This window comes from Nodosilinea nodulosa PCC 7104 (genome assembly GCF_000309385.1).
GTDB classification, from domain to species: domain Bacteria; phylum Cyanobacteriota; class Cyanobacteriia; order Phormidesmidales; family Phormidesmidaceae; genus Nodosilinea; species Nodosilinea nodulosa.
This window is the reverse complement of record NZ_JH976537.1, coordinates 4055785-4074715: the sequence shown is the minus strand read 5'-3', so window position 1 is coordinate 4074715 and position 18931 is coordinate 4055785. Positions and strand designations below refer to the sequence as shown.

Annotated in this window: 17 protein-coding genes and 1 pseudogene; 14 read left to right on the top strand and 4 right to left on the bottom strand. The window is 55.8% G+C overall.

All coding sequences use genetic code 11. The features are described from left to right. Positions 1-27 precede the first annotated feature (27 nt). The 5 genes from psaB (at position 28) to LEPTO7104_RS0118825 (ending at position 4561) form a co-directional block, all read left to right on the top strand. On the top strand, positions 28-2229 hold the full coding sequence (gene psaB / locus LEPTO7104_RS0118845) for a photosystem I core protein PsaB (protein ID WP_017300141.1): 2202 nt from the start codon (positions 28-30) through the stop codon (positions 2227-2229). 103 nt (positions 2230-2332) lie between these two features. Then, positions 2333-2884, top strand: a complete 552-nt coding sequence (locus tag LEPTO7104_RS0118840; protein ID WP_017300140.1) for a hypothetical protein — start codon at positions 2333-2335, stop codon at positions 2882-2884. Further along, positions 2881-3693 (top strand): hypothetical protein, encoded by an 813-nt coding sequence (locus tag LEPTO7104_RS0118835; protein ID WP_017300139.1) that lies wholly within the window; start codon positions 2881-2883, stop codon positions 3691-3693. Before LEPTO7104_RS0118840 ends, LEPTO7104_RS0118835 begins: the two co-directional genes overlap by 4 nt. A gap of 141 nt (positions 3694-3834) precedes the next feature. After that, on the top strand, positions 3835-4071 hold the full coding sequence (locus LEPTO7104_RS0118830; protein WP_017300138.1) for a hypothetical protein: 237 nt from the start codon (positions 3835-3837) through the stop codon (positions 4069-4071). Between the two features lie 4 nt (positions 4072-4075). Continuing rightward, positions 4076-4561 (top strand): PIN domain-containing protein, encoded by a 486-nt coding sequence (locus LEPTO7104_RS0118825; protein ID WP_017300137.1) that lies wholly within the window; start codon positions 4076-4078, stop codon positions 4559-4561. Positions 4562-4711: 150 nt separating this feature from the next. Here LEPTO7104_RS0118825 and LEPTO7104_RS42910 read toward each other — a convergent pair. Next, positions 4712-4999 (bottom strand): annotated as a pseudogene (locus LEPTO7104_RS42910) (ATP-binding cassette domain-containing protein); the annotation flags it as partial. Positions 5000-5101: 102 nt separating this feature from the next. Between LEPTO7104_RS42910 and LEPTO7104_RS34520 the strand changes: the two are divergent. From LEPTO7104_RS34520 to LEPTO7104_RS0118805, 3 genes are all read left to right on the top strand, one after another. Continuing rightward, positions 5102-5773: a metal ABC transporter substrate-binding protein gene (locus LEPTO7104_RS34520; RefSeq protein WP_017300135.1), complete on the top strand. Its 672-nt coding sequence runs from the start codon at positions 5102-5104 to the stop codon at positions 5771-5773. Between the two features lie 184 nt (positions 5774-5957). Then, positions 5958-7373 carry an adenylate/guanylate cyclase domain-containing protein gene (locus LEPTO7104_RS0118810; RefSeq protein WP_026072848.1) on the top strand — a complete coding sequence of 472 codons (1416 nt, stop codon included), beginning with the start codon at positions 5958-5960 and terminating at the stop codon, positions 7371-7373. A gap of 154 nt (positions 7374-7527) precedes the next feature. Further along, positions 7528-8055 (top strand): universal stress protein, encoded by a 528-nt coding sequence (locus LEPTO7104_RS0118805; RefSeq protein ID WP_017300133.1) that lies wholly within the window; start codon positions 7528-7530, stop codon positions 8053-8055. A 269-nt stretch (positions 8056-8324) separates the two neighbouring features. Here the strand turns inward: LEPTO7104_RS0118805 and rpsD are convergent, their stop codons facing one another. Together rpsD and LEPTO7104_RS0118795 are read right to left on the bottom strand one after the other, a co-directional pair. Further along, positions 8325-8933, bottom strand: a complete 609-nt coding sequence (rpsD, locus tag LEPTO7104_RS0118800) for a 30S ribosomal protein S4 (protein ID WP_017300132.1) — start codon at positions 8931-8933, stop codon at positions 8325-8327. Between the two features lie 122 nt (positions 8934-9055). Continuing rightward, positions 9056-9826 (bottom strand): amino acid ABC transporter ATP-binding protein, encoded by a 771-nt coding sequence (locus tag LEPTO7104_RS0118795; protein WP_017300131.1) that lies wholly within the window; start codon positions 9824-9826, stop codon positions 9056-9058. Between the two features lie 180 nt (positions 9827-10006). On the opposite strand from LEPTO7104_RS0118795, the gene LEPTO7104_RS0118790 reads away from it, so the two are divergent. Then, the gene (locus LEPTO7104_RS0118790; protein WP_017300130.1) at positions 10007-11560 is read left to right on the top strand and encodes an ABC transporter permease subunit; all 1554 of its coding nucleotides are present in this window, start codon (positions 10007-10009) and stop codon (positions 11558-11560) included. A 209-nt stretch (positions 11561-11769) separates the two neighbouring features. On the opposite strand, the gene LEPTO7104_RS0118785 is transcribed toward LEPTO7104_RS0118790, so the two are convergent. Continuing rightward, positions 11770-11958 carry a hypothetical protein gene (locus LEPTO7104_RS0118785; RefSeq protein WP_017300129.1) on the bottom strand — a complete coding sequence of 63 codons (189 nt, stop codon included), beginning with the start codon at positions 11956-11958 and terminating at the stop codon, positions 11770-11772. Positions 11959-12374: 416 nt separating this feature from the next. On the opposite strand from LEPTO7104_RS0118785, the gene tsaB reads away from it, so the two are divergent. From tsaB to LEPTO7104_RS0118760, 5 genes are all read left to right on the top strand, one after another. Then, complete coding sequence (gene tsaB, locus LEPTO7104_RS0118780; RefSeq protein WP_225887014.1) at positions 12375-13010, top strand: tRNA (adenosine(37)-N6)-threonylcarbamoyltransferase complex dimerization subunit type 1 TsaB; 636 nt, start codon at positions 12375-12377, stop codon at positions 13008-13010. 182 nt (positions 13011-13192) lie between these two features. After that, complete coding sequence (locus LEPTO7104_RS0118775) at positions 13193-14854, top strand: response regulator (protein ID WP_017300127.1); 1662 nt, start codon at positions 13193-13195, stop codon at positions 14852-14854. Continuing rightward, positions 14851-16269: a sensor histidine kinase gene (locus LEPTO7104_RS0118770; RefSeq protein WP_017300126.1), complete on the top strand. Its 1419-nt coding sequence runs from the start codon at positions 14851-14853 to the stop codon at positions 16267-16269. Before LEPTO7104_RS0118775 ends, LEPTO7104_RS0118770 begins: the two co-directional genes overlap by 4 nt. Positions 16270-16379: 110 nt before the next feature. After that, a complete protein-coding gene (locus LEPTO7104_RS0118765; protein WP_026072847.1) occupies positions 16380-17072 on the top strand; it encodes an SDR family oxidoreductase in 693 nt (230 codons plus the stop codon). Between the two features lie 383 nt (positions 17073-17455). Beyond that, the gene (locus LEPTO7104_RS0118760) at positions 17456-18604 is read left to right on the top strand and encodes a Fic family protein (RefSeq protein ID WP_026072846.1); all 1149 of its coding nucleotides are present in this window, start codon (positions 17456-17458) and stop codon (positions 18602-18604) included. The last annotated feature ends 327 nt before the right edge of the window (positions 18605-18931 follow it).

The window sequence follows — 18931 nt, the reverse complement described above, 5'->3', positions numbered from 1 at the left end:
ATGTCGTACTAGAATCCGTTTTGATTCATGGCAACTAAATTCCCTAAATTTAGCCAGGACCTGGCGGCCGATCCGACTACACGTCGGCTTTGGTACGGGATTGCCACCGCCCACGACTTTGAAAGCCACGACGGCATGACGGAGGAGAATCTTTACCAAAAGATTTTTGCCTCCCACTTTGGCCACCTGGCAATCATTTTTCTGTGGACTTCGGGCAACCTGTTCCACGTCGCCTGGCAAGGCAACTTCGAGCAGTGGATTAAAGATCCGCTCAACGTCAAACCCATCGCCCACGCGATTTGGGATCCTCACTTTGGCCAGCCTGCGGTAGATGCTTTCTCCCAGGCCGGGTCTTCGACTCCGGTTAACGTGGCGTTTTCTGGGGTGTACCACTGGTGGTACACCATCGGCATGCGCACCAACAGCGACCTGTACTCCGGTGCGGTCTTTCTGCTGATTCTGTCGGCCATCTTCCTGTTCGCAGGCTGGCTGCATCTTCAGCCCAAGTTCCGCCCCAGCCTGTCCTGGTTCAAAAATGCCGAGTCTCGCCTCAACCACCACCTGGCTGGTCTGTTTGGCGTCAGCTCGCTGGCCTGGACCGGGCACCTGGTGCACGTGGCGATTCCCGAATCTCGGGGTGTCCATGTGGGTTGGGATAACTTCCTCTCGATGAAGCCCCACCCCGAAGGTCTGATGCCTTTCTTCACCGGCAACTGGGGGGCCTACGCCCAGAACCCCGATACCTCTAGCCATATCTTTGGTACGGCGACTGGGTCTGGTTCTGCGATTCTGACCTTCCTGGGTGGCTTCCACCCTCAGACAGAGTCGCTCTGGCTGACGGATATGGCCCATCACCACCTGGCGATCGCGGTGATCTTTATCATCGCCGGGCACATGTACCGCACCAACTTCGGTATCGGCCACAGCATCAAGGAAATCTTGAATGCCCACAAGCCCCCCGCAGGCGGTTTGGGTGAAGGTCACAAGGGTCTCTACGACACCTTGAACAACTCCCTCCATTTCCAGCTGGCGTTGGCCCTGGCTTCGTTGGGTGTGGTCACCTCCCTGGTGGCGCAGCATATGTACGCGCTGCCCCCCTACGCCTTCATGGCGAAGGACTACACCACCATGGCGGCCCTGTACACCCACCACCAGTACATCGCTGGTTTCATTATGGTGGGGGCCTTTGCCCACGGCGCGATCTTCCTGATTCGCGACTACGACCCCGTTGCGAACAAGAACAACGTTCTCGATCGCGTCCTGCAGCACAAAGAAGCGATTATCTCGCACCTGAGCTGGGTGTCGCTGTTCTTGGGTTTCCACACCCTGGGTCTGTACGTGCACAACGATGTGGTGGTTGCCTTTGGCACCCCCGAGAAGCAGATTCTGGTAGAGCCTGTCTTTGCCCAGTGGGTGCAGGCGGCCTCCGGCAAAATGCTCTACGGGTTCGACACCCTGCTGTCGAACCCCGACAGCGTGGCCCAAACCGCCAATGCCGTCTGGCTACCCGGCTGGTTTGAGGCCATCAACAGCAACGCCAACTCGCTGTTTCTGACCATTGGCCCTGGCGACTTCCTGGTTCACCACGCGATCGCCCTGGGTCTGCACACCACCACCCTGATCCTGGTCAAGGGTGCGCTGGATGCGCGCGGCTCGAAGCTGATGCCCGACAAAAAAGACTTCGGCTACAGCTTCCCCTGCGACGGCCCTGGCCGTGGCGGCACCTGCGACATCTCTGCCTGGGATTCCTTCTACCTGGCCATGTTCTGGATGCTCAACACCATTGGTTGGGTGACCTTCTACTGGCACTGGAAGCATCTCAGCATCTGGTCGGGCAACGTAGCTCAGTTCAATGAGTCGTCTAACTACCTGATGGGCTGGCTGCGCGACTACCTGTGGCTCAACAGCTCTCAGCTGATCAACGGCTACAACCCTTACGGGATGAATAACCTGGCGGTCTGGTCCTGGATGTTCCTGTTTGGGCACCTGGTCTGGGCGACGGGCTTCATGTTCCTGATCTCCTGGCGGGGCTACTGGCAAGAGCTGATCGAAACTCTTGTCTGGGCCCACGAGCGCACTCCCCTGGCGAACCTGGTTCGCTGGAAGGACAAGCCCGTTGCGATGTCGATCGTTCAAGGTCGAGTGGTAGGTCTGGCTCACTTTACGGTGGGTTACATCCTCACCTACGCGGCCTTCCTGATAGCCTCAACGTCAAGCCGCTTTGGCTAGATTGAGCTAGTTAGGAAATTTTTAGAGCCCTGGAGCAACGCTTCAGGGCTCTTTGTTTAAGGATGATTAATTACTAAGAGTTAGTTTGAAGGAATTATGCGAAATGGATATTTTCTGGCATGAGTTAAACGCTTATAAAGCTGAAATCCAAGGTTTACAAGAAGAACTCACTAACTCTTTAGCAAATATAGGAATAGGAAGCTTTAGAAATCACACCCATTTTTCTTTAAGAGTTAGCAATAGGGCTGCTTTGATTGTTGTAGGACTCTGTTCTCTTGTTGAGGTCTTTCTCTATGATCTTGCGGCTAATGAAGAAAAAAAGAACTCATTTAAAGTCGAAGATCTAAAAGGTAATGGACTAACTAGGCTACAACTATATTTATCTCGCACGGGAAGAATAGATTTCGGGGCAATATCTGATTGGGGAACTTTTATGCAAATCTATATCTTGCGAAATGCATTTGTGCATAGCTATGGTGGATTGATTGATACTGTGTTCCTCAAAAAGGTTGAAAAAGCTGTCAAACAGCTGAAAATTGAATCTGCATTAGTGGGAAGCCGCAGACTTCGGTTGTCGCCCAAACATTTAATGACCTTTCATCAAACAATCGAACATCTTATTGAAGAATTGAGAGCTTTAAGGAGTGACGCATGAAGAATCTAGATGGAATTTTGGCTGATATTAATTCATTGTCTATAGTTGATGAATCAACTCCTGGATTTGTTCAGAATCCTAGAGCTAATGCCTTGCTGAAAGAAGCTACTCGGCTAAAGTCACAAGGAAATATGCATAGCGCTATTAAAATGCTTGAAGCTGCCAATATTGCAATTTCTGAAGGTGAAACTCAGTACACGGTTGATACCTTCGTTAAATTACCTCTGTATTTGCAGCAAGCAGGTAGAGGACAAGAAGCTATTGAGAAACTTATTAAGCTTTTAGATCTGTACTCCCCTTGCTGGGGCAAACCATTACGCCGCGATAACGTTGGCATGATTCAAAGTCATATTGAGAAACAGCGTGCCATAGTGTACGACAAACTTCGCTTGGTTCTTCAAAGAGAACAACGCTACGAAGAAGCCATACCTTATGCATTGCTGGCAGATACTTATAGTGATCGAATTGATTCTAGAGTTTATGGGTATCTAGCTGGTAAATGGCTGGGCAAAGAGAGACCTGCAGAGCGAGATTTATTAGAAGTCAGAGCATCAGGCGGGAAATTCCAGGACTATATGGCGAAAGGGACAGTTTTTTTTGAGTGGAATGAGTTTAATAATTTGAGACAACTATTTGAGAATTTCCCTGAAAAACCAAAACTCTCCTCAGTGTCAGCATTGCTGAAAAAGGTAAGAAAATCCACTCTCTTGCCCTGGTTTCAAAGCTATGCGAAAGAGCTTTTGGGTGATTTCGAAAAAATGGATTCCGAGGTAATTATGGAGATCAAGAAACTAATAGATGATAATTAACCTGAGCTTGAGACAAGAAATCACTTCAACTCTTGGTGTAGATAATTTCTTCAATTCGTTTTCTGCCAAGTTCTCACACCAAGATATGAAAACGAAGCAGAACGAAGATTGTAGGCTGTCTTTCTCAGAGAAATTAAGGCTATGAACCAAGAAATTACTCAAAATATTGCTTCAGAAGTCCAGCTTTTCCAGACCCTCGACCAAAAAGAGAACTTTCTCTTTTTGATTGGTGCTCTGCTGGCTAGAGTCATCAGTCTCAAAAAAGCCTCAGAGATCATGCAATTAGAACCTTCTGAGTTCCTCAAGATTCTAGACCTCATGGGAATTGAGTTTTCTTATCTTTCTGAAGAAGATGTTGAACTAGAAAAAAGCTGGTGAATGAATGCAGATTATCATTAATTCATCACCGCTAATATTTCTGACGAAACTCGGATATCTCGATCAATTCCTGAGTTATCCTGAAAGTTCTTACATTCCCCAATCCGTCGCAGATGAAATTTCAGCTAAATCAGACTCTGTTAGCCAGACTATCCAAGCTTATGTTAAGTCTGATGCTCTACAAATTCGTACGGTTAACCTTGTCAATCTTGCAGAGAGCCTAAATCAGCGTTTAGGGAAAGGAGAATCTGACGCAATCGCCCTTGGGATTGAACTAAACGCAGACTACGTTCTTCTCGATGACCTTGCGGCTAGGAAAGAAGCTATGCGGATTGGTTTAACCATTAGAGGCACACTAGCCGCCATCAATAGAATGAAAAAGGATGAGAAGATAAGAGTTGACAGTCTAGATGCGCTTTACACCCGTTTTTTAGAAATAAACTTTAGGGTTAAACGATCAATCTTCGACCAAGTTTTTCTTGATAATTAGTCCAGAGCTGCTGTGAACACAAACTAATCTCACCCTCTTTGCTGCTCCATTTAATAAAAGAAATCGGCGTAGGCGCTGCTGGTGTAGCTCAGTTGTAGTTCTTGGTCGTAAGCTCAATGAATATTATCGAAGGTCGTGACGGCGGTGGAGGTCGGTAAGCAGGCGGCGGTTGAGCAGCAGCAGGCGATCGTAGCGGTGTAGGGCATTACCCCACTTGTGGCTGCATACCATCAGAGTCTTGCCCTCGGCCTGGAGTTCGGCAAAAATACCTAGCATCAGAGATTCGGTCTTTTTGTCGATGCCGGTGAAAGGCTCGTCTAAGAGCAGCAGATCGGCACCCTGGGCCAGGGCACGGGCTAGAAATACGCGCTGCTGCTGCCCGCCTGACAGTTGACCAATGGGGCGATCGCACAGGTGCAGCATATCCACCCGCTCTAGCGGCAACGCCCCGATAGTTGACAGAGAGGTTTTGAACCTCTAGCACGGCGCCCGTGGAATGATAAGCAGTGGAGCCGTGCGAGTGGCGTCTACGAAGCGGCGGTGCCGACGCCCCTGACGGACGCACCCAGCCATGACCATGACCATAACCATGCTCACGAAGCTGAAGCCGAGCCGGACCATGGCTGCGGGCAGGCAGCCGAGGCAGACCAGGTGCCCGCCCCCCACATATGGCACAGTGCCGCCAACGATGCCGCGATCGCAACAGTCATTGCCGATCGCCTGGCCCAAATCAACCCCGGCCAAGCCGACCGCTACAGCGAAAATGCCGATCGCCTAGTCGCCCAGTTTGGCCAGATCGACAGCTGGATTAGGGCGCAGGTGGCCACAGTGCTCGCCAGTCAGCGCAAGCTGGTGACGACCCACGAGGCCTTTGGCTACTTCGCTAAGGCCTATGGTTTTGAGGTCAAGGGTGCCCTCAGCGGGCTTAGCACCGACGCAAGGCCCACCCCCGGCGATCTAACCGCCCTGGTTGAGCAGGTCAAGGCCGCTCAGGTGCCAGCCGGTTTTGCTGAAGATACGACTAACCCTGAACTGATTGAGGCGGCGGCCAAGGAGGCGGGGGTGGCGGTGGCCAAGCAGCCGCTGCGGGTGGAAGGCCCCGGCGGCCCTGGTAGCGAAACTGAAACCGTGCAGGCTATGCTGGTGGCCAACACCTGCACCATGGTGGAGGCCCTGAGTGGACGCTGCGATCGCGCTGGTGCACCGCTTTAGGCCAAGCAGGTCTGCCATCTACCCCACACCGTTAGCCCCCGCCCCGCCGCCGAAGGACACAATCCCAGGCCCCAGAATGGGCATGCTTAAACCGGTGCGTGCTGATATCACCGTTGCCCTTTGGCCTGATATTGACCTGAGCGGGGGGAGCGGGAGTGAAAACGTTGCGGGTTGGGAAATCGCCATGGCTGGGCTGCTGCAATCGTCGGTAGGGCTGCTGCGATCGCGCTTGTCGAGGCAGATTGTGGCCTGGGTATTTCTGAGTCTGCTGGTCATTGAAGGCATTATCTTTGTCCCCTCCTACCTGCGGCGGCGACAGGCCCAGCTGCGCGCCCTAGAACAGGTTTCAGGCGAGCTGCTGTTTGCGGTTAAAGCCATCTCGATGGTCAATCGAGACCTCAGCGAGGTGCTGGCTCGGCTCCAGGCTGAGCTCAAGCCCGACTCGATTGTGCGGGGGGCGGCGCTGTACCGGCGGGATGGCACAATGCTGCGCCAGTTTGGCGAATCCCCAGAGCTAGATCTCAGCTATCTGGGAGTCTCAGAGGTGCGGCGGCAGCTGAACTCAGATCGATCGCGCTACGACGTCGCCTGGCCCAGCAGCCAGTTTCAGGGACAGTACCTGCTGGCGGTGCGCCACGACGCCACCGGCATCGGCCCAGCGATGGTGCGCTACGCCCTCTCCATCGCTGGGCTGGTGGTGATCATTTCGCTGTTTGTCACCCTGGTCACCATTCTGGTGCTAGAGCGGCTGTTGATCAATCCGCTGATGCACCTGCGCAGCGATCTGCTGGCGGCGGGGGAGGCCGTCAGCCGCGATGACGATCCCCATTTTCAAAGCCTTTCCCTCGACCGAAACGACGAGCTGGGGGATGTGGCCAAGGCCTTTCGGCAAATGTTTGGAAGGGTTTCCCACGAAATTCAGGAGCGCCGTCAGGCCGAGCAGGCGCTACTAGAGGCCAATGCCCGCTCCGAACGCCTGCTACACAACGTGCTGCCGGTCAGCATTGCAGAGCAGCTCAAGCAGGAAACCGGGGAGGCGATCGCCTCTCGGTTTGACGAAGCCACCATTTTGTTTGCCGACATTGTTGACTTCACGGGGTTAGCGGTCGATTTGGCGCCCACTCAGCTGGTGTGCCTCCTCGACAATATTTTTTCCGCCTTCGACGCCATCGCCGATCGCCTGGGGCTCGAAAAAATCAAAACCATCGGCGATGCCTACATGGTTGTTGGCGGTCTTCCCCTTCCCCAAGCCGACCACGCCAGCCGGGTAATGACCATGGCCCTAGAGATGCTGCAAGTGGCCAAAACCTTTCAGCGGCAGGACGGTCGGCCTTTTTGTCTGCGCATTGGCATCAATACCGGGCCGGTGGTAGCTGGGGTGATTGGCACCAAAAAATTTAGCTATGACCTGTGGGGCGATGCGGTCAATATTGCCAGTCGGCTGGAGTCTCAAGGGTCAATCGATCGCATTCAGGTCAGTGAAGCGACCTACACCTGCCTTAACCATCTCTACCACTTTGAATCTAGAGGTAGCCTCAACATCAAAGGGCGCGGCCCCATGAAAACCTACCTCTACTGTGGCGATGACCGTGGCGATTAGTTAGGCATTGTTACAGCCAGGGAAACCAGAGCATCAGGCTTTTTATAATAATAGAGATGTAGCCGAACGCCGCGGGCCTGGCTCCCCACTGCCCCTAGCACCGACCGATAAGAGAGCCTAAAACGCGGGCCTGAATCTCAGGAGATTTACCGCTATGTTTAGAAAAATTTTGGTTGCTCTCGACAACTCAACCCATCGGCACGACGTGTTTCAAAAAGCGCTGGATTTAGCCAGCGCCACCGACGCGAGCTTGATGCTGTGCCACGTTCTATCGGCCTACGAAGACGGCAGCCCCGGCATTCCGATTCGGTCGTACCAGGCCTACTATCCGATCCTGGAGGAGTCCACCTGGCGACTCTACCAGGAGCGATGGGAAGCTTTTGAGGCCCAGGGCATTGCCCAACTCCAGCAGGAGCTAGAGCAAGCCCGCGCGGTCGGCGTCAAGGCTGAGTTTACCCAGGTCACGGGCGAGCCCGCAGCAACCATCTGCGATACGGCCCAATCGTGGCAGGCCGATTTGATCATGGTGGGCAGTCACGGCCGGCGGGGCATTGGCGAACTGCTGCTGGGCAGCGTTAGCAACTACGTCATGCACCATGCCAAGTGCTCGGTTTTGGTGGTGCACCGCTCCAGCAGCACCGAGGCTACCCCAGCCCCCGCCGCCGTCAGCGCCTCTGCCTAGCCCGCCAATACAGAAACCCGGTTGCCTGGCCAAATTGACAGTTCTGCCCTTAGAGCAGCGCTGAAGAAACCGGGTTTTTGGCCATACTGCACCGAGGCTCTAGTCCCCTTCGGACGGGCGGATCGGCTTAAAAACCAGTCCAAAAAATAATTGGCCCCCGGCTGACGGGCCGGAGACCAAAAAATAATGTATCTAGAGTAATGCGTTATGGGCGGTAAGCGAAAAGCCTCATCGGCCAGCAAAACCAGATCTGGTAAGGGCTTGCAGCCTTAAGCCTTACGGGAGTAGTACTCAACCACCAGCAGTTCGTTCACGTTTAGGGCAACCCATTCGCGCTCGATAATGCCGTTGACCTTGGCGGTGAGCTTGGCTTTGTCCAGCTCCAAGTGGTTGGGCACGTTGGCCAGGCCAGGGAACTCCAGGTTGGCTTCAACCAGCTTTTTGGAGGCCTCGCGATCGCGTACGGTAATCACATCGCCGGGTCGGCACTGGTAGCTAGGGATAGATACCACGCGGCCATTGACACAGATGTGACCGTGGTTGACAACCTGCCGGGCGGAGGGAATGGTCGGCCCAAACCCGAGCCGAAACACGGTGTTGTCGAGCCGCATTTCGAGCAGCTGAAGAATCACCAGTCCGGTGGAACCACCGGCCCGCCGCGCCTTCTTCACGTAGCGCAGCAGCTGCTTTTCGGTCAGGCCGTAGTTAAAGCGCAGCTTTTGCTTTTCCTCTAGCCGCACCGCGTATTCAGACTTTTTCTTGCGGTCCTGGCCGTGCTGACCGGGGGGATAGGCCTTGCGGGGGGACTTGCGGGACAGGCCCGGAAGCTCGCCCAAACGGCGTACGACCCGCAGGCGAGCGCCTCTATATCGCGCCATAAACGTTTACTCTCCGAACAAATTCCAAAGATTCTAATCTTAGCGCTAAGCCGCGCCTAGATCAATGCGAAGCGAGCAAAAGTTTTAAACAAATATTCCAAAGCCTCCCCCCCAAGCGCGGCCTAATGCTGGCTGAGGCGGCTCAAAAAGGCCTTCAGGCGATCGCTGCTGGGATTGCTAAACACCTCATTGGGCACGCCTTCCTCTTCGATCACGCCATCGTTGAAAAACAGCACCCGGTTAGACACCTCGCGGGCAAACTGCATTTCGTGGGTGACCACTACCATGGTCATGCCCTCTTCGGCCAGCTGCCGCATCACCCCCAGCACCTCGCCCACCAGCTCCGGGTCGAGGGCGCTGGTGGGTTCGTCGAACAGGATGGCAACGGGCTTCATGCAGAGGCTGCGGGCGATCGCCACCCGCTGTTTTTGCCCCCCCGAGAGCTGCTCTGGATAGGCATCGGCCCGCTCGGCCAGACCCACCTTGGCGAGATAGTGGCTGGCCAGATCGTGGCAGTCGCCCGCCGGAAACTTCAGCACCCGGCGGGGGGCCAGCATCAAATTTTCGATCACCGTCAGGTGGGGAAAAAGGTTGAAGTGCTGAAAAACCATGCTGACCTGGCTGCGCAGGTGGTACAGCGCCTGCCGGGGCAGCTTAGCCGCCGACACATTTTGCCCCATCACCTCTAGGTGCCCCTTGTTGATGGCCTCCAATCGGTTAAGGCAGCGCAGAAAGGTGCTCTTGCCGCAGCCCGACGGGCCAATAATCGACACCACATCCCCCTTGCTAAACGAGGTGCTCACGCCCTTTAGGACCTCAATGGGGCCAAAACTCTTGTGAAGATTGTCGCAGGCAATAACGGGGGTGGCGATCGCAGGCAGAGTAGTGGTCATGGGTGGTGAACGGAGGGTAGGTGGGCGGAGCGGAATGTAACCTCCAGAAAATCATTGGCACCCTGGGGGATCTGTATCGTGCGAAACATTTTTCCCCATACAGAATTGTCTATGGTGCAGCATCATACCTCCGCACCGGCAGCGGAGGGCCGTTATTTGCCCCAATACTACCGCTGGCCCATGGTTGCTCGTATCTTTCGCGTCCGCTGGTTTAAGCGCTTTCTGGCCCTGGTCCTGGGGCTACTGCTCGGGTTGGGAACCGCTCAGCTCGTGAGTCTGGCCCAAGACACGCCATCGGTATGGGAGGTGGGCACCGAACCCGCCTTCCCGCCCTTTGAAATGAAGGATGAGTCCACTGGCGACCTGGTCGGCTTTGACATTGAGCTGATGACGGCCATGGCAGAAGCTGCCGGGCGAGAGATTAAATTCGTTGCCCTCCCCTTCGACGGGCTGATTCCCGCACTGCAATCGAAAACCATCAGCGCTGCCATTAGCGGTATGACGATTACCGCTGAGCGAGCCCAAACCATCGATTTTACTCGGCCCTACTTTAAAGCGGGCCTGGCGATCGCCGTCAAGCAAAGCGACGACTCCATTAAAACCCTAGACGACCTCAAGGGTAAGCGCATTGCCGTGGCCATTGGCACCACCGGGGCCAAAAAGGCCGCCGAGGTGGAAGGGGCCACTATCAGCACCTTTGACAACTCCCCCCTGGCCCTACAGGAGTTGCTCAACGGCCGGGTAGATGCGGTAATTAACGACCTGCCCGTAACCCTCTACGCCATTCGAGAAGCCAATCTCCAGGGGCTAAAAATCGTCGGTGAGCTAGTCACCGAGGAGTATTACGGCATCGCCATCCCCAAAAACTCCGACGATCTGGCGGCCATGAATGACGCCCTGGCCGCCATCCTGCAAAACGGCACCTACGCCGAGATCTACGGGCGCTGGTTTTCGGCCGAGCCGCCGGAGCTACCGCTGGTGGCCCCGGCCCTGGCCGAGGCCGGCACAGCCCAAGGCTTGGCCTGGGGGCGGCTGTTCCAAAACCTGATGCGCGGCGCCTGGATCACCATTCTGCTGACGGCGGCCTCGTTCTTCTTTGGGCTGATTGGCGGGGCGATGGTGGCCTTCGCCATGATCTCCCCCATTAAGCCCCTGCGCTGGCTTTGCCGCATCTACGTCGACTTCTTTCGCGGCACGCCGATGCTGGTGCAGCTGTTCATGATCTACTTTGGTCTGCCCGCCCTGTTCCAGAGCATGGGCTTTGATCTCAGCTTTAATCGCATTTTTGCCGCCATCCTGGCCCTTAGCCTCAACGTCGCCGCCTACCTGGCTGAGATCCTGCGGGGCGGGATTCAATCCATCGATCGCGGCCAGTGGGAAGCGGGCGAGTCGCTGGCTATGAACCCCGTCGAGACCATGCGCTACGTGATTTTTCCCCAGGCCTTTCGGCGCATTTTGCCGCCCCTGGGCAACGAGTTCATCACGCTGATCAAAGACACCAGTTTGGCGGCGGTGATTGGCTTTGAGGAACTGTTCCGCCAGGGGCAGCTGACGGTGGCAACCACCTACCGCGCCTTTGAGGTGTATCTGGCGGTCGCGATCGTATATCTGATCATGACATCCCTCGCCTCCTTTGCCTTCAAGCGTCTGGAAGCCTACATGGACCCCATCAACCGCCCCAAAAAGGCGCCAAAGACTCCCGTGCCTTCTGCGATAGGGGTTTCAGAGAGCTAAAACGCCTCCTTGCCTGACCTCTGACGGGCAAGCTCCACCATGCCAGCACCCCAAGCATCTGCCCAGTTGGGCAGATGCTTTTGCCTTTTGGCGTCTAGTCCTGCTGGACGCAAATCGAGCTACCGTTCAGCTCTCTGGCCCCGCTGCCCCCCTTGCGCCCGCCGCCCCCTTGCGATCGGCCACAGCCCAGAACCTTATGCCGCAGTCTACTAATGCTGCTGCTCTGCGCCCACTAAAATCTGGTAGACAAACATTCGCCGCAGGGATTCGGTTTTTTGCTGCTGCTGGTTAGCCGAAGCGTGAATCTCGGCTGACAGCATTACGCCACCAGCCACCAGGGCTAGCGCTAAGCCAACATTTCTCAAAATCAGGCGGGTGGGGAGACAGCGATTTCTCATGGGAAAATCGTAGTGAGCGTCAATTTTGGGCTTTTCTTTGGGCTTCTATGCAACGGCCCATAACACCCTGCAATGGCCGAAGGAAAGCAATTGCAAACCAGATAGCTTTCAGACTGGGCTTTGGACCCATCGGTTCCTTCCCAAAGCAGTCGAGCCAGCGCTAGTTCATTATTAAGGCTGTGGTCAATAAATTTCGCTGGCAGGCAGAAAAGGCTTTATAAAAGTTACCGAAAGTTAACTCGATATTCAATCAGGGCAGGTCTTTCCTCGCAGGTGCGGGTTGAGCCGCTGGCGCTCCAGCTTGCGTTGAAACGACAGCGCGTGTTTAGCTCTAGGGATTGATTTTGGGTAAGGACCTGCAACGGACCAGCTGACGGGGGTTCGTTCAGGCCGATGTAATCTTAGACAGCAATCCTTTGGATACCGACTCTGAGTCCATGCTAGGTCTAGCGATTCACACCTGCGGCCCCGCCCTGGGGCTGGCTCTCAGCAATTTTGACGGCGACATCCGCCACCAAACCTGGCCGCTGAGGCGCGATTTATCTATCCACCTCCACAAAATTTTGATCGAGTTTATTGCCCCCCACCCCTGGCAGGAGTTTTCATTTTTGGCGGTGGCCCAGGGGCCGGGAGGCTTTACGGGCACCCGCATTGGCGTGGTGACGGCGCGCACCCTGGCTCAGCAGCTGGAAATACCGCTGTTTGGGGTGTCGAGCCTGGCGGCGGTGGCCCAGCGGGCGATCGCCCCCGATTCTGACCTGGGGATTGCCGTGGAAATGCAGGCCCAGCGGGGGCAGCTTTTTACCGCTATCTACAAGCCCACAGCGAACGGCCTGGAGCCGACTCAGTCCGACCAGGTGCTGACGCCAGAGGCCTGGGAAGCCCTGCTAGCCAGCTACTCCGAGGCCCTCCAGCGGGTGGCGGCGGGGGAGGATCTGGCGGAGACGGTGGTGCAGGTGTTGGGGCTGGCCCACCAGCGCTGGCGGGCGGGCGATCGCCCCGACTGGTCTGCCGTGCTGCCCTACTACGGCCAGCATCCGGTTGACCGCTAGCGCTGCCCATCGGCAAGGCCGTTCCTGGCAAGGTAGCGCTCCAGGCAGATGGCCCAGCGCAGAGTTGGCTAAACTAGGCAGCAAATCGCTGTTTCTGCTCAGGCATCGGTGGCCCCGACGGCGCTGCGGCAGCGATCGGAGTTCCAGATTTCTAGACCGAATCGCCCCCTCAGGTCTTTGCCATGGCCAAACCCATTCTCTTCACCGTCGATGACGACCCCGATGTGCTGCAAACCATTGCCCGCGATCTGCGGCGGCACTACGGCGAACACTACCGCGTCATGCGGGCCAGCTCCGGGGCCGAAGCCCTGGAATCGCTCAGGCAAGTCGTGCAGCGCGCCGACCCCGTGGCGCTGCTGCTGGTTGACCAGCGCATGCCCGAAATGAGCGGGGTGGAATTTTTAGAGCAGGCCGTAACCCTGGCCCCCGACGCCAAGCGGGCGCTGCTCACCGCCTATAGCGACACCGACGCGGCCATTCGCGCCATCAACGAAGTTCAGCTCGACTACTACCTGCTCAAGCCCTGGGACCCGCCCGAGGAGAAGCTGTACCCGGTGATTGACGACCTGCTGGCCGACTGGCAGGCTCACTTTAGGCCCGCCTTTGCCGGAATTCGGGTGGTGGGCGATCGCTGGAATCCCCACAGCCACGAGATCAAAGACTTTTTGGCTCGCAACCAGATTCCCTACCGCTGGCTGGATGTGGAGCGCAGCGACGAGGCCCGCACCCTGGCGGGCTGCGTGGCCGAAGCGAAACTGCCCCTGGTGCTGTTCCCCGAGGGCGAACCCCTGCACCAGCCCAGCACCGCCGAGGTGGCCAACCGCATTGGTCTGCAAACCACAGCGGCTAAGCCCTTCTACGACCTGGCGATCGTAGGGGGTGGCCCCGCCGGACTGGCGGCGGCGGTCTACGGCGCCTCCGAAGGCTTGCGCACGGTGCTGATCGAGCGCGAGGCCCCCGGCGGACAGGCGGGCACCAGCTCCCGCATTGAAAACTACCTGGGCTTTCCGGTGGGGCTGAGCGGGGGCGACCTGGCCCGCCGCGCCGTCAGCCAGGCCCGCCGGTTTGGGGTCGAGATTCTAACGCCCCAGTCGGTGCGATCGCTGCGCACCGACAGCGACTACCGGCTAATTACCCTCAGCGACGGCAGCGAGATCAGCGTCCACGCGCTGATTTTGGCCCTGGGGGTGTCGTGGCGGCGGCTGGAAACCCCAGGCCTGGAACAGTTTACCGGGGCGGGGGTTTACTACGGCGCGGCCCAGACCGAGGCGCTGGCCTGCGAAGGCGAAGCGGTGTACCTGATCGGCGGAGCCAACTCGGCGGGGCAGGCGGCGATGTACTTCTCGAAGTACGCCAAGTCGGTGACGATGCTGGTGCGGGGCGAGTCGCTGACCAAAAGCATGTCGCAGTACCTGATCGACCAGATCGCCGCGACGGACAATATTGACGTGCAGACCCACACCAGCGTGGTTGAGGCCAAGGGGGGCACCAGCCTGGAGGCGCTGGTGCTGCACAACTCGGCAACCGGAGTCACCGAAACGGTTCCGGCCCAGTCGCTGTTTATTTTCATCGGCGCGGTGCCCCAAACCGACTGGCTAGATGGGCAGATTCAGCGCGACGGGCGGGGCTATATTCTCACCGGGCCCGACTTGCAAACCACCGATATTCCGCCCCGGCAGGTGTGGTCGCGGGAGCGGCCGCCCTTTTTGCTTGAGACCAGCCTGCCCGGCGTGTTTGCCGTCGGCGATGTGCGCCACGGGTCGATCAAGCGAGTGGCCTCGGGGGTGGGCGAAGGCTCCATCTGCGTGCAGTTTGTTCACCAGTATTTGGGGGATGTGCGATGAGTAAGTCAAACCTCTGTCTGGAGCACTTGCAGGCCATTGAGCCCTTCAATCACCTGCCCCGAGAGCGGCTGGAGTGGGTGTGCGATCGCGCCGACTCCATCACCCTGGCCAAGGGCGACTACCTGGTCAAAGAAGGCGACCTGACCACCACCGTCTACGTCATGGTTGAGGGCCACCTCGCCATTACCCGCCAGAGCGAGGGGCTGGCGATGCCCATCGGCCAGCACGACGGCCCCGGCTTTATCGGCGAAATTCCGGTGCTCACCGACGAGCCCGCCCCGGTCACCCTGCAAGCGATGGGCGACTGCCAAATCCACGGCATTGCCGGGGCCGACTTTCTCACCCTGCTGCACGAGTGCCGCGAGTTTGAGCGCACGGTGTTTCGCCTCATGCAGAAGCGCATCCGGGGGCTGGAGTCGTTTTTGCGCGGGCGCGAGAAAATGGCCGCCCTGGGCACCCTCTCCGCCGGGCTGGCCCACGAGCTCAATAACCCCGCCGCCGCCCTGGTGCGCGCCTTCAAGGAGGTGGTGCCCGCCATTCGCGAGCTGGAGAACATGAATATGCTCTACGGCCAGACCAACGCCACCGAAGCAGAATCGGCGGAGTGGCAGCGGGTGCGCGATGCGGGCTACGACACCATTCTCAAGGGCGGGGCCAATGCGGGAACGGTGAGCGATCGCGAAGAGGAGCTGCTCGACTGGCTCGAAGACTACGGCGCTACCGAAGCCTGGAAGCTGGCCGAACCCCTGGCCCTGGCGGGTATCGACATCCCCACGCTGGAGCGGCTGATGGCCCCCTGGCGCGACAACCCCACCCAACTGCACGATATGGGCATTCGCTGGCTGGCCCTCTCCTTTGAGGTAATGGCGATGATCCAGAGCGGTCAGCACGGGGCCGAGCGCATCGCCAGCCTGGTCAAATCGATGAAGTCTTACAGCTATATGGACCAGGGCGCCCAGCAGATGGTTGACCTGCACGCCGGGCTGGAAGACACCCTGCGGCTGTTTGCCTTCAAGCTCAAGCAGGGCATCAAGGTCGAGCGCTACTACGACACCACCCTGCCCCAGCTGATGGCCCACGGCAGCGAGCTAAACCAGGTGTGGACGAACCTGATCGACAATGCGATCGACGCCATGGGCGAAAAAGGCACCCTCACCCTGCGCACCTGCCGGTTTCAGGGCTACGCGCGGGTAGAAGTCATCGACACCGGGCCGGGCATTCCGCCGGAGATTAAGTCGCGCATTTATGAGCCGTTTTTTACCACCAAGGGGGTGGGCAAGGGGTCGGGCCTGGGGCTGGAAACAGTGCGCCGCATTGTCGAAAATCGCCACCACGGCACCATTGGTCTGGAGTCTGCGCCGGGGCACACCTGCTTTGCGGTGTGTTTGCCGCTGGGGGCCGCAGAATCGGCCTAGCTCCCACGGCGATATGGGCGCTTGCTGCCTACGGCGAGATTAGCAATGCCCCACACTTACCCAATTTGCTATGGCAAGATGACCGTGAAGACCTATGGCAAATACTCAACGTGTCGAATTCTAAAACCCTACTGATTACCGGCGCATCCTCAGGCATCGGTGCCGCCACCGCCCGGCAGGCGGCAGCGCAAAATTTCAACCTTGTCTTAGCCGCCCGCTCTACTGAAAAGCTGGATCAATTGGCGAAAGAACTGGGCACCGATAACGTGCGGACGTTTGCTTGTGATGTCACTGACTATGCAGATCAAGAAAAGTTGGTCGCCAAGGCGGTAGAAGCGTTTGGCGGTCTAGATGCAGTGTTTGCCAATGCTGGCTGTGGCGGTGAACCGGGTGGGTTTTCGGGCGCTCCGGTTGAGTCTTGGCAGCGCATCGTCAATACCAATATTCTGGGCGTGGCTTACACGCTGCGGGCCAGCCTGGCAGAACTCAAGAAAACCAAGGGACATGTCGTCATCACTGGCTCGATCGCAGGACGTAAAACGCTGAGTGGTTCTATGTATTCGGTCTCGAAGTGGGCGGTTTCAGCGATCGGCTACAACCTGCGAGAGGAGATGCGCGGTACGGGGGTTCGTGTCACGCTAATTGAACCGGGCATGGTGGATACCCCGTTCTTTGATGACCCCAAGCCCGATGCTCTGCGCCCCGATGATGTAGCTCGGATGGTGCTCTTTGCGCTCTCGCAACCGCCTCATGTTGATATTGGCGAACTTGTAGTTTTGCCAACACCACCGGTCGAAGGGTAATTGATGAAGCTTGGCTACGGTGCTTCGCATTGCAGAAAACCGTCACCACGGCACCATCTCTGTGGAGTCTGCACCGGGGCCTACTTGTTTTGCAGTGTGTTTGCCCTTGGGAAAGGCATTTCACGTCTAGAAAAAGACATACACTATTCGTTACTTTAGATTCCTAGGATGAGATTGTCATAACTGTGAAGGTGCACAAGGCAGACGACCTTAAACTTTTGCAAAGAATCATTGGTTCATCTGCACTGGTATAGCGTCAGACTGCTGCACACGACGCTACCTACAGCGTAAGGTTCTTTCCAAGAAGCAGCTTATTAACGAATACAAACTGTTTCCATTAATATAGAGCTAAGGACTATTCAGTATTAACGGAACCGATAATAATGGTTAGCGCTTCTAGAGCAGGGCAATACATAGACCAGTTAGAAGGCTACAAAGCATTTATCCCAAGCCCATTGCCACCTACACCTGAAGTTATTATGGATCAGGAAATGTGGAATCTGTTATCCCAGGCAGATCGTGCTTTAGGGCGTTTAGATGGAGCAACTGATGCTCTACCAAATCCAGATTTATTTGTGTTTATGTATGTGCGGAAGGAAGCTGTCCTTTCAAGCCAAATTGAGGGCACGCAAGCATCCTTAATAGACGTCTTAGAGTTTGAATCTCAGGCTTTAGAACCTGATAATCCCCAAGATGTAGTTGAAGTTGTTAACTACATCTCTGCAATCAACTATGGCCTTGAACGCTTAAAAGAATTACCTGTATCCTTGCGGCTAATTCGAGAAATTCACCAGGAATTAATGAAAGGTGTAAGAGGTGCTGAACGGAATCCAGGAGAATTTCGTCGTAGTCAAAATTGGATTGGTTCAGCTGGTTGTTCTTTGGCAGAAGCTACCTACGTGCCACCACCGCCCCATGAAATGATCCAATCTCTAAATAATCTAGAAGATTTTTTGCATAGTCCACAGCCTATGCCTACCCTAATTAAGGTTGGATTGGCTCATGCTCAATTTGAAACCATTCACCCTTTTTTGGATGGCAACGGAAGAACAGGACGGCTATTAATTACATTTTTATTGTGTGAGCAAAACATACTACAACGCCCTTTATTATATATCTCTTACTATTTTAAGAAAAACCGTGCCGAGTACTATGATCGCCTACAGGCCGTCAGAGACATTGGTAATTGGGAAGGCTGGCTGAAGTTCTTTTTGCGTGGTGTTTATGAGGTTGCCCAAGAAGCGGCGGCTACTGCTCGGAAAATAGTGAATTTAAAGGAAGAACACCGGCAATTGGTACTTAATGAGATGGGGCGGAGATCAGGTAATGCGATCGCACTGCTTGAGAGTCTTTACTTTAGACCTATTTTCAATGTAGAACATGCCGAAGCAATTACAAATCTATCCTATCAAAATGCAAATACTTTAATTAGGGATCTTAGTGATATAGGTTTATTGGAAGAGATTACTGGACAAAAACGTAATCGTGCATTTTCCTATGCACCATACTTGGCTGTTTTTCAGGATTTATAGCCGCAATCTTAGATTTGCAATAAGCTGATCAGGAAACTTGTTTAGAATTTCCTGGATATACTAACCATTTGGTAGCTAAAGCTATAAAGGTTAAGCTAATAATAGTTGAATGGCACTGACATAAGAGAGCAGAAAAGGCTTCAAGCGCTTGATCTGTAAAGATCGAAGCGTCGAAACCCAAAACCATGTCTCTATGATGCCGAATCGTGCGGATGTCCTCAAGGAGAAATACCAAAACAGTATCGGTCTACCCTTTGCCAAGGTTCTACCGGAAGCCGAAGTCCAGGCTGTAGTGGACGAACAAGGCATCGCCTATCGCCAAGTGCT

What these genes read in the sequence shown, in the direction of transcription:
- LEPTO7104_RS0118785 (WP_017300129.1), bottom strand. Translation starts at nt 11,958, where the DNA reads ATGAGAAATCGCTGTCTCCCCACCCGCCTGATTTTGAGAAATGTTGGC.
- LEPTO7104_RS0118790 (WP_017300130.1), top strand. Translation starts at nt 10,007, where the DNA reads ATGGTTGCTCGTATCTTTCGCGTCCGCTGGTTTAAGCGCTTTCTGGCC.
- LEPTO7104_RS0118795 (WP_017300131.1), bottom strand. Translation starts at nt 9,826, where the DNA reads ATGACCACTACTCTGCCTGCGATCGCCACCCCCGTTATTGCCTGCGAC.
- LEPTO7104_RS0118760 (WP_026072846.1), top strand. Translation starts at nt 17,456, where the DNA reads ATGGTTAGCGCTTCTAGAGCAGGGCAATACATAGACCAGTTAGAAGGC.
- LEPTO7104_RS0118810 (WP_026072848.1), top strand. Translation starts at nt 5,958, where the DNA reads ATGGCTGGGCTGCTGCAATCGTCGGTAGGGCTGCTGCGATCGCGCTTG.
- LEPTO7104_RS0118830 (WP_017300138.1), top strand. Translation starts at nt 3,835, where the DNA reads ATGAACCAAGAAATTACTCAAAATATTGCTTCAGAAGTCCAGCTTTTC.
- LEPTO7104_RS0118840 (WP_017300140.1), top strand. Translation starts at nt 2,333, where the DNA reads ATGGATATTTTCTGGCATGAGTTAAACGCTTATAAAGCTGAAATCCAA.
- LEPTO7104_RS0118835 (WP_017300139.1), top strand. Translation starts at nt 2,881, where the DNA reads ATGAAGAATCTAGATGGAATTTTGGCTGATATTAATTCATTGTCTATA.
- LEPTO7104_RS0118825 (WP_017300137.1), top strand. Translation starts at nt 4,076, where the DNA reads ATGCAGATTATCATTAATTCATCACCGCTAATATTTCTGACGAAACTC.
- LEPTO7104_RS0118770 (WP_017300126.1), top strand. Translation starts at nt 14,851, where the DNA reads ATGAGTAAGTCAAACCTCTGTCTGGAGCACTTGCAGGCCATTGAGCCC.
- LEPTO7104_RS0118805 (WP_017300133.1), top strand. Translation starts at nt 7,528, where the DNA reads ATGTTTAGAAAAATTTTGGTTGCTCTCGACAACTCAACCCATCGGCAC.
- rpsD (WP_017300132.1), bottom strand. Translation starts at nt 8,933, where the DNA reads ATGGCGCGATATAGAGGCGCTCGCCTGCGGGTCGTACGCCGTTTGGGC.
- LEPTO7104_RS0118775 (WP_017300127.1), top strand. Translation starts at nt 13,193, where the DNA reads ATGGCCAAACCCATTCTCTTCACCGTCGATGACGACCCCGATGTGCTG.
- psaB (WP_017300141.1), top strand. Translation starts at nt 28, where the DNA reads ATGGCAACTAAATTCCCTAAATTTAGCCAGGACCTGGCGGCCGATCCG.